The sequence below is a fragment of the Micromonospora sp. NBRC 107095 genome (genome assembly GCF_030269705.1).
Lineage (GTDB): Bacteria > Actinomycetota > Actinomycetes > Mycobacteriales > Micromonosporaceae > Micromonospora > Micromonospora parva.
In genome coordinates this window covers 461858-474235 of sequence record NZ_BSTU01000003.1, presented here as the reverse complement: position 1 = coordinate 474235, position 12378 = coordinate 461858, and the positions used below count along the sequence as shown (strand labels likewise).

Below are 12378 nucleotides of genomic sequence, written 5' to 3'. Positions count from 1 at the left end.
ACCTCACCCTTCCGTGGAGGAACAGTCATGCGGTACCGCACCCTGGGGCGCACCGGCGTCCAGGTCAGCACCCTCGTGCTCGGCGCAATGAACTTCGGCAAACTGGGGCACACCACCCAGGGCGAGGCGACGGCGATCGTCGACGCCGCGTTGGAGGCCGGGATCAACCTGATCGACACCGCCGACATGTACAGCCAGGGCGAGTCGGAGCAACTGGTCGGCAAGGCCATCGCCGGCCGTCGCGACGACATCGTGCTGGCCACGAAGGCCGGCATGCCGATGGGCGACGAGCGCAATCAGCGGGGCAGCTCGCGCCGCTGGTTGGTCACCGAGTTGGAGAACAGCCTGCGCCGCCTCGGCGTCGACCACGTCGACCTCTACCAGATCCACCGGTGGGACCCGACCACCAGCGACGAGGAAACCCTGTCGGCGTTGACGGACCTGCAACGGGCGGGAAAGATCCGCTACTTCGGCTCCTCGACCTTCCCCGCGTACCGCATCGTGCAGGCCGAGTGGGCCGCGCGGGAGCACCACCTGGGCCGGTACGTCACGGAGCAGCCCAGCTACTCGATCCTGCAACGGGGGATCGAGGCCCATGTCCTGCCCGTGACCGAGCAGTACGGGCTCGGCGTGCTCGCCTGGAGCCCGCTCGCCTCGGGCTGGCTCTCCGGCGCGATCCGCGCCGGCCGGGAGATCACCACCAGCCGCTCAGCGATCCTGCCCGCCCGCTTCGACCTCAGCGTCCCGGCCAACCAGGCCCGGCTCCACGCCGTCGAGCAGCTGGCCAGCGTCGCCGACGAGGCGGGGCTCACCCTGATCCAGCTCGCACTCGGGTTCGTCACCGCGCACCCGGCCGTGACCAGCGCGATCATCGGCCCCCGCACCATCGACCACCTGCACGCCCAACTCGCCGCCGCGGACACCGTGCTCCCGGCCGACGTGCTCGACGCGATCGACACGATCGTCGCACCCGGGGTCGACCTCGCCGCAGCCGAGAAGTTCGACACCCCGCCCGCCCTGCTCGACCCGGCGCTGCGGCGTCGCTGAGCCTCCAGGTGCGGTGATCGACGCCACTGGTCACCTAGGATGAGACCCATGAGCGCTGAGGCTGTCGGCATGCACATGCCCGCCGTTGTGACGCTCGACGACGTGGCGGCGATGAACGCCGCCGATCCGAACGGTCGCCGCTACGAGACCAGCCCCGAGGGGGTCCTGTCGGTCATGCCGCCGCCCGATTCGGAACACGCCATGATCGCCAGTCGCCTGTTCGCCTGGTTGATCGTGGCGGGTTGGCCCGCCGAGCAGGTGCTTCAGGCAGTCGGTGTGCGCATCTCCGGACCGGACGGCGACGGTGGCCGCATTCCCGACCTGAGTGTCTGGCGTAAGCCGCCGTCCCGCAGCGTCTGGGCCGCCGTCGCCGACGTCGTACTCGTCGTGGAGATCGTCTCGCCGGGCTCGGAGGCGATGGACTCCGTGACCAAGGTCCGCGAGTACGCGTCGGCGGGGATCCCGCAGTACTGGGTGGTCGATCGGGACGGCGCGCAGACGGTCACCCTGCACCGGCTGGGCGGGGACGGCAGCTACGAGACGCTGGCGCGGATGCCGCTGGCCTGGCTGCTCCAGACCGCCCCCGCCGACCATCTCGACTGAACGCCAGCACCGACGGCCCCTGGCCTGTCGCATCGCTCCGGAATGCCGGACCAGGGGGCGATTCGGTGACATCCCGTCCGCCGCCCCCTGGTCCGACGCGCCCTCGCCTACGCGCGCCGCGCGACCAGCGGGGCCGGTGTCACACCGCTCGCGCCCGCGCGGGACGCTCGGCGGACGGCGGGCACGAGAAGCGCCGCCACCACTGCCGCGAGCGAGGTGACGGTCAGCATCTCGAACCCGTGGGTGAACCCGGACTCGTACGGCAGACCGTCCGAGCGCAGGTGGCCGGTGACGATGCTGCTCATCACGGCCGCCCCGATCGATCCACCGATGGTCCGGATATTCGCGTTCATCCCCGCCGCCACGCCGGTCTGCGCGGCCGAGACGTTCTGCACGATCAGGTTCGTCATGGAGGCGTACGCCAGGCCGATGCCGATCCCGAACAGGGCCGAGGCGACCACGATCTGCCAGCGTGCGTCGTGGGCCACGGCGAGTAGGGCGCACGAGACCACGCTGAACGCGGAGCCCGCGGCGAGTTGTGCCTTACCACTGAGAATCCGCTCCATCCGGCCGCTGACAATGCCGGTCAGGAACATGGCGACGAGCATCGGCACCAGCAACAGCCCCGCCTCGGTGACGCTGGCCCCGAACCCATAGCCCGCGACCGTCGGGGTCTGCACGAACTGCGGCAGGAACGCGAGGATGGCGAACATGCCTGCGCCGAAGAGCAGCGCGACCAGGTTGGTGGTCCACACCGCCGGCAGGCGCATCACCCGCATGTCGATGAGCGGGTTGGTCGAACGGGTCTCGGTGATCACCCAGGAGACGAGGACGAGCACCGCGACGAGCAGGAGACCGAGGACCTCACCCGAGGTCCAACCCCACGCCGGCGCCTTGCTGACCGCCAGCATCAACGCGACGAGCCACCCGGACAGCAGTACGGTGGCGAGCCAGTTGATCCGGCCCGGCGTCCGTACGGGCGACTCCGGTACGAGGAAGTGCGCCGCCACGGCCGTCGCGATCAGCACGACCATGGGGATCCAGAAGAGCCCTCGATAGCCGAAGGCACCGACGATCGGCCCGGCGAGCACGGTGCCCAGTCCGCCGCCGGCGGCGAGCAGGGCCGACATCGCCCCGATCGCCGACGTGGTCCGGGCCGCCGGGAACTCGTCCCGGATGATCCCGAACGACAGCGGGAAGACGGCACCGCCGACACCCTGCACGATCCTGGCCACGATGAGCACGCCGATGTTAGGCGCGACGACGGCCAGCAGGCAGCCGGCGATGAGCGCGACCAGGGAGACGACGAACATCCGCTTCTTGCCGACCATGTCACCGATCCGTCCGAGGATCGGTGTGAAGACCGACGCGGAGAGCAGGTACGCCGTCAGTACCCAGGTCACGGTGTTCTGCGAGGTGTGCAGGTCGTGCTGGATCGTCGACAGCACCGGGCTGACGAGCGACTGCAGCATCGCGAAGAAGCCAGCGCCGGCCGCAAGGACGGCGAATGTGATCCGGTAGGGCGTACGAGTGGTGGTCCGAGCCACGAAAGACTCCAGTTCTCGGTGGTGGGGAGCGGACAGCGGTCCTCCTCAGACCGCGATGGTCTTGTGCTCCACGTACTGGGCCAGGCCGACGGCTCCGAACTCGCGGCCGACACCGCTGCCCTTGTAGCCGCCGAAGGGCGCGTCGAAGCCCGGGTCGGCGCCGTTGACGGTGAAGAAGCCGGTACGGATCCGGCGGGCGAGCGCCAGGCCACGCTCGACGTCGGCCGTCCACACCCCACCGCCGAGCCCGTACGGGGAGTCGTTGGCGATGCGTACCGCGTCGTCCTCGTCCTCGTACGCGATGATGACGAGGACCGGTCCGAAGATCTCCTCCTGGGCGATGCGCATGCCGTTGTCGACGTCGGCGAAGACCGTCGGCCGTACGTAGTAACCGCCCTCGAGCCCCTCCGGCACCTCGGGACCGCCGGTGACGAGACGCGCTCCCTCGGAGATGCCGAGTTCGATGTAGCTCCGGACCCGCTGCTGCTGGTCGGCGCGGACCATCGGGCCGATCCACGTACCCGGGTCGGCGGGGTCTCCCACGACGAGGCTCTCCGTCATGGTTTTCACGGCCTCGACGACCTCCTCGTAGCGGCTACGCGGGGCCAGGATGCGGGTGTGCGCGACGCAGGATTCGCCGTTGTTGCCGAACGACAGGAACTTGAGTCCCTCGACCACGGCCGAGAGGTCCGCGTCCGGCAGGATGACCGTCGCGGACTTGCCGCCCAGCTCCAGGCTCACCCGCTTGAGCTGCTGGCCCGCCACGGACGCGATCGTGCGTCCGGCGGCGGTCGATCCGGTGAAGGCGACCTTGTCCACGTCGGGGTGCGCGACGAGATACGCGCTCGTCTCCCGGCCAGCCGGCAGGATGCTGACCACGCCCTCCGGCAGCCCAGCCTGCTCGAAGATCTCGCCCAGCACCAACGCGTCCAGCGCGGTCTCGGGCGAGGCCTTCAGGATGACCGTGCAGCCCGCCAGCAACGCCGGAATCATCTTCACCAGTGCCGACTGGTGCGGGGCGTTCCACGGGATGACCGCGGCGACCACACCGACCGGCTCGCGCCGGATCAGCGGGCCGGATTCGGTTGCCCGTTCCTCCCACCCGAAGGCCTCGGCGGCCCGCAGGTAGGCGCCGGTCTGCTCCGCCAGTGCGTGCAGCGTCCACCGGGTGAACCACGACGCGGAGCCGTTCTCCGAAGTGATCAACGCGGCCAGTTCGTCGGCCCGCGCCGCGTGTAGTTCGTTGAATCGGGCGACGACCGCCTGGCGTTCCTGCGGCGTCATCCGGGGCCACGGCCCGTCGTCGAAGGCCTTCCGCGCGGCGGCGACCGCCCGGTCGACGTCGGCCGGTGATGCCTCGGCGGCCCGCCCCACCAGCGACTTGTCGTGCGGCGAGTGGACGTCGAGCAGGCCGCCCTCGACGGGCGCGACCCACTGGCCACCAACGTAGAGCTTGTCGTGAACGATCACGGTGATTACTCCCTTATTGCAGGTTTTGGGCCGATTCGTGATCGGCGTCCGGGCTGCGGCCCCCGCCGCGTACGCGTTCCACGTCGCGACCATCAGGGGCACAACGATGTGGCGTGTCGTGCGGCTAGCTGCCACAAAACCGTAGCACTTACCTTGGGTCCCGCCACTAGCATGTGCAGCTAGCCGCGTGACCTGCCACACAGGGGTAGAGTTGACGGCACTATGAGAGCCGACGCAGCCCGCAACCTCGACACGGTCCTCCACGTGGGTGCTCGACTACTCGCGCAGGATCCGGCCACGAGCATCGCCACGATCGCTGCCACGGCCGGCGTCGACCGGCGCACCGTCTACCGCCGATTCGCCACCCGGGAGGCCCTGCTCGCCGGGGTCTACCAGGCCAAGCTCGACGCCTCCGAGCGCGCGCTCGACGACGCCCGACTGACGGAGGCACCGGTCGCGGTGGCCCTGCACCGCTATGTGGAGGGCATCATCCCGGTCATCCGGCGCTGGTCGCTCCAGGTCCTCAAGCCGATGATGAACATGGACGTCGAGGCCGCGGCCCGGAGCAAGCAACTCGGTGAGCGGCTCGACCGGTTCATCCAGCGCGCCACCGACGAGGGGCTACTCCGCGCCGACCTGCCACCGGGCTGGGTCAGGACGCTGCTGGACCAACTCGTGAACGCCACCGCGGAAAACTTTCCCGACCTGGCCGCCGCGCCGGCCGCCGACCTGGTCGTCGACGCGCTGTTGCGCGGCGTCGGGCGAAGCTGACGGGCAGGCACTGAGCGTCTGCGCGGATGGGTCGCTGGGGCGTAACGGTCCTGGCGGTGGGTGACCAGGTCCTGCGGGGGGCCTTACTTGCCAGGGCCCGAGGGCTCCGGGTTCTCTGCGAAGACCTGGGCGGCGACCTGATAGCCGTCGAACGCGCGTGCTACGCCAGCGTAGGCCGCGACCTGAAGAAAGACTTCGGCGATCTCTTCCTTGGTGGCGCCGGCGTTGAGCGCGATGCGCAGCTGACCACGGAGGGGCTCCAGGACGCCGAGCGTCGCCGCGATGGTGACGGACACCAGTGCCCGCGTCCGTGTATCCAGGTGCTCGGTGCGCGGCCAGACGTCGCCGAAGGCGTGCATCGTCGCGATCCGTTTGAAGTCTGCGCCGTTGGCTGGCTCACCAGGGGTGGCGCCAAGGAAGCGTTCCAAGCGGAAGCCCAGCAGACGCTCAGCCGTGTCCAGCGCGGCGGCGTACCCAGGGTCTGTCGCCGCAGATGCCGGATGATTCGTCGTCACGGTGTTCATACTTCCAGGCACTAGGGCGAAGCAGGCTATATCTGGCATTTCGAACGTGACTGAAGGGCCGTACGCGGCACGCCCGAGTAGCCGTCGCGCCGGGCCTCGCCGGAGGTTGTCGCAATTCGGACAAGACGGTAAAGCCCCTGGTAGAGCACTCTTGGGGCAGGTGGAGGTAGACGGGTGGCGGGCCACATCCCGATCCTCCGGCCCGGTTCGGACAAGATCGTCCGTACCGGTGCCGCCCTCACCCGGCCCGGCCTCGAAGCCGCGACGGTCACGGCACAGCTGCCGATCCGATCGCGCGTACGACAGGCCGAGGCTGCCACCGACACCCCTGCGGGCGCCCGCAGCGGTGCCTCCGCCCACCGGGACAAGGACGTCAGCACCGTCGGCTGTCAGGCAACGCCGTCCGCCGGCCGTGCCCGCCGCCCCCGTGCCCCGCCGGCCTTTCGCACCGTGGACCCCGCCGGGGTCCGGCGTCGCTCGACCGCGCGCCGAGCCCTGGCGACCGAGCCAGAAAGGGCCCGACATGGCCGCTCCCACCGCGACCGCAGCCTTGAACGCATCCGTCTTCACGCCGGGTGACCAGATGCTGCTGACCGTGACCTACTCGGACGCCGACACCAAACCGCTGACCGTCACCATCGTGGTCACCGACGCGCAGGGCAACAGCAGCGCGCCGGTCAAGGTCACGGCGGTCATCGACCCACTCACCGTGACCGTCTCCGACAACTCCGGACGTACCTGGACCCGGGTCTCCGACAACGGCTCCGTGGCCGTGTATCGGTCGGTGGCGTGATGCCCCGGGTCACCGTCCAGGTCCGTGACGCCGCCGGCAACACCGCGACGGCCGCCGCCGACTACAGCCTGGGCCAACCCGTGCTCGGCGGCTACTACCTCTCCGGCGGCGCCGATCCAACCGCCGACATGGCCGGCGGCAACTTCCGGTCACTCACCCAGTACCGCAGCCTCGCCGACGGCTACATCTTTCCCGGCTACAACCGACCCTGGCTGGTCAACCTGGGCAAGGCCGGTGTGCAGATGAACATGGTCCTGGAGTTGAAGCACTACGGCGCCTCGAACTACGGAACACAGAGCTTCTCGGTGGACGGCACCAGCTACACGGTGCCGGCACCGACGATGACCATCCAGCAGCGACCCGGCACGACCTGGCCGAGGGCGTACGGGTACGGGCAGGTGATCAAGGGGCAGTGCGACGGGTTGCTGGCGCGCGCGCTGTCGCAGTACCGCACGCTCGGCTTCGGGGTGAACATCCAGCTCGCCTCGGAACTGGACACCGATCACGAGTTCGGCACCACCGAGGACGGCAAGGCGTACAGCTGGGCCGAGTCGGACGCGCGAGCGGTGCAGGCGATGAACTACATCCTGACCTGGTTCAAGTCACGGACGCTGCCGGCCGGCACGACCTTCTCGGTGGGGCTCGGCGGTTTCGACAGGGCCTGTTTCCAGCGCACCCACCCGGAGTCGCTGATGTCCCGCCTCGACTATCTCCAGTGGAACGCGTACGCCACCAACGCCAGCCACACCGCGCTGGCCCGGTTTCGTCGCACCAAGGACTGGGCGGTGGCCGATCTCGGCCCGGTGGCGCTGTCCCGACCGGTGATCATCGCCGAGTGGGGGGTGCGGGTGGCCGAGATCCCGAACCAGGCCGCCTGGATCGCCACCGTGCCGGCGGCGATCGCCCAGCTCAACGCCGAGCGTGGACCACGGATCGTGCGGACCAACTACTTCAACTCCGGTTGGGGCACCCTGACGCCTAAGGCGCCCGGGTTGACGGCGCTGCGCGAGGCGTACGCCAAACGGCCGTACGTCTGACCGGGTTCCGGCGGCTCCGGGCTCCGGGGCCGCCGGGACCGCGCCGGTCAGCCCTCACCGAGCCGTTCGGCGTACGCGTCGCGCAGCTCGGGCCAGCCGAAGTCCTTGGCCTCCGCGCCGCGGATCGGGCCGACCGGATCGCCGTCGAGCAGCCGGTCGGCCACGTCGAGGCAGAGGTGCCAGCCGGCCGCGACCATCGGCAGCATGCCCCGGTCGGCGACGGTGTGCCGCAGGGTGAGCCGGGTGCCGCTGCCCAGCGGGCTCAACTCCCAGCGCAGCAGGTCGTCGCCCCAGGTGTACTCCAGCAGGTGCGGCGGCTCGGCCCGGCGTACCGTCGCCTGATCCTCCTGGGTGGTCTCGCCGTCGACGAGGGTGAGCACGACGGCACCGGCGTTGCCGAGATCGCGGTCGGCGAGGAACGGCGCCCACTGCGCGAGCTGGGCTGGGTCGGTCAGGGCCGCCCAGACGGTGGCTGGCGGATGCCGCAGGTCGCGGACGAAGACCAGCGTCGCGCCGGCGTCTGCCGGCTCGGCGCGCACGTCGGCGGGTGGACTCGGGCGAAACGCGTCGCGGTCCATTCACTGCTCCTGACTGTCGAGGTGCCGTTCCAGGGCGTCCAGGTGTCGGGCCCAGAGCCGCCGGTACGGGGCGAGCCAGCCGTCGACGTCCCGCAACGGGCCGGGGTCGAGGCGGTAGATCCGCTGTCGGGCGGCCGTCCGGCAGGTGACGAAGCCGGCGTCGCGAAGCACCCGTAGGTGTTTGGAGACGGCCGGCTGGCTGACCCCGAGCCCGTCGACCAGCTCGCCGACACTGCGTTCGGCGTCGCGGAGCTGGTCGAGGATCCGGCGCCGGGTGGGCTCGGCAAGGACGGTGAAGGCGTCGGTGGACACCAACCTAACATGCCGCGTCGTTCATATGACTGTCAAGGCATGTGTTAGGGGTGTCCATCCCGAGGCGGGGGCACCGATCGGCTCCCTATGCTCGGATCATGGAACTTCGGATCTTCACCGAGCCCCAGCAGGGCGCCACCTACGACCAGTTGCTCGCCGTCGCCCGGTGCGCCGAGGACGCTGGCTACGGCGCGTTCTTCCGCTCCGACCACTACCTGATGATGGGTGACGTGAGCGGCGAACCCGGCCCCACCGACGCGTGGACCACGCTCGCCGGCCTGGCCCGGGAGACCAGCCGCATCCGGCTCGGCACGTTGATGACCGCCGCCACCTTCCGGCTGCCCGGCCCGCTGGCGATCACCGTCGCGCAGGTCGACCAGATGAGCGGCGGCCGGGTGGAGCTGGGCATCGGCACCGGCTGGTACGCCGAGGAACACAGCGCGTACGGCATGCCGTTCCCGCCGCTCGCCGAGCGGTTCGACCGGCTGGAGGAGCAGCTCGCCGTCATCACCGGGCTGTGGTCCACCCCGGCGGGGGAGCGGTTCGACCATGACGGCCGGTACTACCCGGTCCGGGACTCGCCCGCCCTGCCCAAGCCGGTGCAGCAGCCGCGCCCACCGATCCTGCTCGGCGGGACCGGTCCGAAGCGCACCCCTCGGCTGGCCGCCCGCTACGCCGACGAGTTCAACCTGCCGTTCGCCTCGGTGCCGGACACCGCGGCGCAGTTCGACCGGGTCCGCGCGGCCTGCGCTGAGATCGGCCGGGACCCGGCCGAGATGGTCTGGTCCAACGCGCTGGTGCTGTGCTGCGGGCGCGACGACGCCGAGGTGGCCCGCCGCGCCGCCGCCATCGGCCGCGAACCGGACGAGCTGCGGGCCAACGGTCTGGCCGGGACGCCCGCCGAGGTGCTGGACACCATCGGCCGGTACGCGGAGATCGGCAGTCAGCGGCTCTACCTCCAGGTGTTGGACCTCAGCGACCTGGAGCACCTGGAGCTGGTCGCCAGCGAGGTGATGGCGAAGCTCTGAGCGCGGGCGGGTGGCTGTGGAGCGACGCCGCCGGTCAGGCCCGGTGGGCGCCGCTCCCGACCGCGCCCGGGTCGCCCAGCACGGTGTCCAGCCGCCCGTCACGGTCACTGTCGACGTAGGTGATGTCCGGGACACCGTCACCGTTCACATCGATCTGGACGACGTCGGCGACGCCGTCCCCGTCGAGGTCGGTGACCACCTCCACCGAGCCGTCCAGGTGACGGGTCACGATCGACTGGGCGCCGGGGGCGCGCGGTGGCGGACCCGGCGCCGGCACCGGCGTCGGGGCGGGCGCGGGCGCCGGAGTGGGCCGAGGGCCGGGTGTGGGCGACGGGTGACTTGGCAATCCGCCGGCCGGCGGTGCGCTGGCCTGCTCGACTCCGGTGCCGGTCGGGTCCAGTTCCTCCTCGGAGGGGAAGACGTCACCTCGGGCGGCCGGATCACGGTAGCTGCTCATGAGCGTAGGGTTCCCCGACGATGACGAGAACAACCGTGCCCGATCGACCGGTGTCCTCGGTGCCCGGTTTGGCGGAAGATGCGGGGACCGACGCCACGGTCATGAACGGGGGTCCGAGCGTGGAACTGCGCCGGAGTCGGGGCGCCCGGGTGCTCGCCCTGGTCTGCGTACTCGGCGGGGTGCTCTTGTTGGTCTATCCCAGCGACGGCGCCCTGCTACGGACGATCATCGCGGTGGGGGCGATCGCGATCGGCGCGGCGGCGCTGGTCAGCGCGTTGCGCCCGTTCCGCTTCAGGATCCACGGGGACGGGCTGACCATCCGACGGCCCGGCCTGCGCCGGGACATCCGATGGGCCGACGTCGGCGCGCTGGTCCTCGACGAGCCGCCCCGACGCGACGGTCATCCCGAACCGCCGCGGCTGCTGCTGGTTCCCGCGCCGGGAGTGCGGCTTGAGCCGGCGACCGCCCGGCACCCGCTCGACGGCCGACCCGCCCTCGAACTGCTCGTTCTCGACCAGGTCCGGGAGCAGCCCGACCAGGTGTCCGCCGCACTCACCCGCTACGCCGGAGGTCGTTTCGTCGACCTGCTCGCGCTGCGGCGCGCCGCCTTCGATGCCCCGGACCTCCCGGTCGGCCTGCGTGGCTACCAGATGGACCGGGTCGACCGGTTGATCCGACGCGGCCAGGACGCCCTGCTGTCCGGGGACGCGGCGACCCGGCAGGCGGCCCGGGGCGAGATCGAACGCGCCGGCGCGGCCGGTCTGCCGATCGCCCAGCGTGGTTACCACACGCTCCAGACGGATACCGTTCTGGACGCCCTCGTCGCCGCGTTGGCCGACCAGCAGAGCACCGATCGGGAGACCGCCACATGACCGCGCAGGGACCGCACGCCGCGTCGGCCACCGACGTTCCGCGCCGCAACTGGGCCGGCAACGTACGGTACGCCGCCAAGGCGTTCCACCGGCCCACCTCCGTCGACGACCTGCGCCGGCTCGTCGCCGGCAGCAACCGGATCCGGGCGGTGGGCAGCGGGCACTCCTTCAACAGTCTCGGTGACACCGACGGTGACCTGGTCAGCCTCGCCGGGCTGCCCCCGGTCGTCGAGGTGGACCACGAGCGCGGGCAGGTCACCGTGAGTGGCGCAATGCGCTACGGCGACCTCGCCCGACAGCTGCACACCCAGGGGTACGCGCTGGCGAACCTCGCCTCGCTGCCGCACATCTCGGTGGCCGGCGCGGTGGCCACCGCCACCCACGGGTCCGGTCCGAGCCACGGCAACCTCGCCAGCGCCGTCGCCGGCCTGGAACTGGTCACCGCCGACGGCGACCTGCTGCGGGTCGACCGCGACACCGACAGGTTCGCCGGCATGGTGGTCGGGCTCGGCGCGCTCGGCCTGGTCACCCGGGTCACGCTGGACGTGGTGCCAACCTTCGCGCTGCGCCAGTACGTACGCCTCGACCTCGACCGGGCGGCGCTCGACGAGGCTCTCGGCTCGGCGTACAGCGTGAGTGTCTTCACCGACTTCCGGACGCCCCGACTGCGCGAGGTGTGGCGCAAACAGTTGGCGGACCAGCCGCCACCCCCGGTGGACTGGCTCGGCACCACAGCGGCCGACCAGCCCCGGCACCCGGTGCTCGGCATGCCGGCGGAGAACTGCACCCCGCAGCTCGGCGAGCCGGGCCCGTGGCACGAGCGGCTGCCGCACTTCAAGCTCGGCTTCACCCCGAGCAGCGGCGACGAACTGCAGTCCGAGTACCACGTCGCGCGGGCGGCGGCGGCGGACGCGCTCGCCGCGCTGGACGACGTGGCGGAGCTGATCGCCCCGGTGCTGCTGGTGTCCGAGCTGCGCACCGTGGCGGCCGACGAGCTGTGGCTCAGCCCGAACTACCGGCGGGACAGCTTCGTGCTGCACTTCACCTGGATCGACGACACCGCGGCCGTGCTGCCGGTGGTGGCCGCCGTGGAGGAGCGCCTGACGCCCTTCGCGCCCCGACCGCACTGGGGCAAGGTCTTCGTCACCGACCCGGCCGAGCTGGCCGCCCACTACCCCCGCCACGCCGACTTCGCCACCCTCCTCACCGACCTGGACCCGAAAGCCAAGTTCCACACCGCGCCCCTGGACCACCACTTCCCCCGCTGACCCTCGTTGGTCCCCCGCTGACCCCCGTTGATCATGAAGTTATTGCCATTCGGCGCGGCGTGTCGGCGCAA

The 12378-nt window shown here is 70.9% G+C and carries 14 protein-coding genes; 8 read left to right on the top strand and 6 right to left on the bottom strand.

The features are described from left to right. Positions 1 to 27: 27 nt before the first annotated feature. Positions 28 to 1047, top strand: coding sequence for an aldo/keto reductase (locus QSK15_RS18985; protein WP_285795487.1), 1020 nt, complete (start codon positions 28 to 30; stop codon positions 1045 to 1047). 48 nt (positions 1048 to 1095) lie between these two features. Further along, positions 1096 to 1650 (top strand): Uma2 family endonuclease, encoded by a 555-nt coding sequence (locus QSK15_RS18980; protein ID WP_285795486.1) that lies wholly within the window; start codon positions 1096 to 1098, stop codon positions 1648 to 1650. 107 nt (positions 1651 to 1757) lie between these two features. Here QSK15_RS18980 and QSK15_RS18975 read toward each other — a convergent pair whose 3' ends face one another. Together QSK15_RS18975 and QSK15_RS18970 are read right to left on the bottom strand one after the other, a co-directional pair. After that, on the bottom strand, positions 1758 to 3197 hold the full coding sequence (locus tag QSK15_RS18975; protein WP_285795485.1) for an MFS transporter: 1440 nt from the start codon (positions 3195 to 3197) through the stop codon (positions 1758 to 1760). A gap of 45 nt (positions 3198 to 3242) precedes the next feature. Beyond that, a complete protein-coding gene (locus QSK15_RS18970) occupies positions 3243 to 4667 on the bottom strand; it encodes an aldehyde dehydrogenase (protein ID WP_285795484.1) in 1425 nt (474 codons plus the stop codon). A gap of 222 nt (positions 4668 to 4889) precedes the next feature. Between QSK15_RS18970 and QSK15_RS18965 the strand changes: the two genes are divergently transcribed. Beyond that, positions 4890 to 5438 (top strand): TetR/AcrR family transcriptional regulator, encoded by a 549-nt coding sequence (locus QSK15_RS18965; protein ID WP_285795483.1) that lies wholly within the window; start codon positions 4890 to 4892, stop codon positions 5436 to 5438. A gap of 83 nt (positions 5439 to 5521) precedes the next feature. Here QSK15_RS18965 and QSK15_RS18960 read toward each other — a convergent pair whose 3' ends face one another. Then, complete coding sequence (locus tag QSK15_RS18960; protein WP_285795482.1) at positions 5522 to 5962, bottom strand: carboxymuconolactone decarboxylase family protein; 441 nt, start codon at positions 5960 to 5962, stop codon at positions 5522 to 5524. 523 nt (positions 5963 to 6485) lie between these two features. On the opposite strand from QSK15_RS18960, the gene QSK15_RS18955 reads away from it, so the two are divergent. Continuing rightward, positions 6486 to 6755 (top strand): hypothetical protein, encoded by a 270-nt coding sequence (locus QSK15_RS18955; protein ID WP_279518771.1) that lies wholly within the window; start codon positions 6486 to 6488, stop codon positions 6753 to 6755. Beyond that, entirely contained in the window at positions 6755 to 7792 is a 1038-nt protein-coding gene (locus tag QSK15_RS18950) for a hypothetical protein (RefSeq protein WP_285795481.1), read from the top strand. The genes QSK15_RS18955 and QSK15_RS18950 overlap by 1 nt, the downstream gene beginning before the upstream one ends. Before the next feature lie 47 nt (positions 7793 to 7839). Here QSK15_RS18950 and QSK15_RS18945 read toward each other — a convergent pair whose 3' ends face one another. Next, the gene (locus QSK15_RS18945; protein WP_285795480.1) at positions 7840 to 8370 is read right to left on the bottom strand and encodes an SRPBCC family protein; all 531 of its coding nucleotides are present in this window, start codon (positions 8368 to 8370) and stop codon (positions 7840 to 7842) included. Further along, the gene (locus QSK15_RS18940) at positions 8371 to 8682 is read right to left on the bottom strand and encodes an ArsR/SmtB family transcription factor (protein ID WP_285795479.1); all 312 of its coding nucleotides are present in this window, start codon (positions 8680 to 8682) and stop codon (positions 8371 to 8373) included. A gap of 98 nt (positions 8683 to 8780) precedes the next feature. Between QSK15_RS18940 and QSK15_RS18935 the strand changes: the two genes are divergently transcribed. Next, positions 8781 to 9710: an LLM class F420-dependent oxidoreductase gene (locus QSK15_RS18935; RefSeq protein WP_285795478.1), complete on the top strand. Its 930-nt coding sequence runs from the start codon at positions 8781 to 8783 to the stop codon at positions 9708 to 9710. Between the two features lie 34 nt (positions 9711 to 9744). Here QSK15_RS18935 and QSK15_RS18930 read toward each other — a convergent pair whose 3' ends face one another. Further along, positions 9745 to 10167 carry a hypothetical protein gene (locus QSK15_RS18930; protein ID WP_285795477.1) on the bottom strand — a complete coding sequence of 141 codons (423 nt, stop codon included), beginning with the start codon at positions 10165 to 10167 and terminating at the stop codon, positions 9745 to 9747. A gap of 101 nt (positions 10168 to 10268) precedes the next feature. Here QSK15_RS18930 and QSK15_RS18925 point away from each other — a divergent pair, with 101 nt between their 5' ends. Both QSK15_RS18925 and QSK15_RS18920 read left to right on the top strand, forming a co-directional pair. Next, a complete protein-coding gene (locus tag QSK15_RS18925) occupies positions 10269 to 11039 on the top strand; it encodes a hypothetical protein (RefSeq protein ID WP_285795476.1) in 771 nt (256 codons plus the stop codon). Next, on the top strand, positions 11036 to 12307 hold the full coding sequence (locus QSK15_RS18920) for an FAD-binding protein (protein ID WP_285795475.1): 1272 nt from the start codon (positions 11036 to 11038) through the stop codon (positions 12305 to 12307). Before QSK15_RS18925 ends, QSK15_RS18920 begins: the two co-directional genes overlap by 4 nt. Positions 12308 to 12378: the final 71 nt, after the last annotated feature.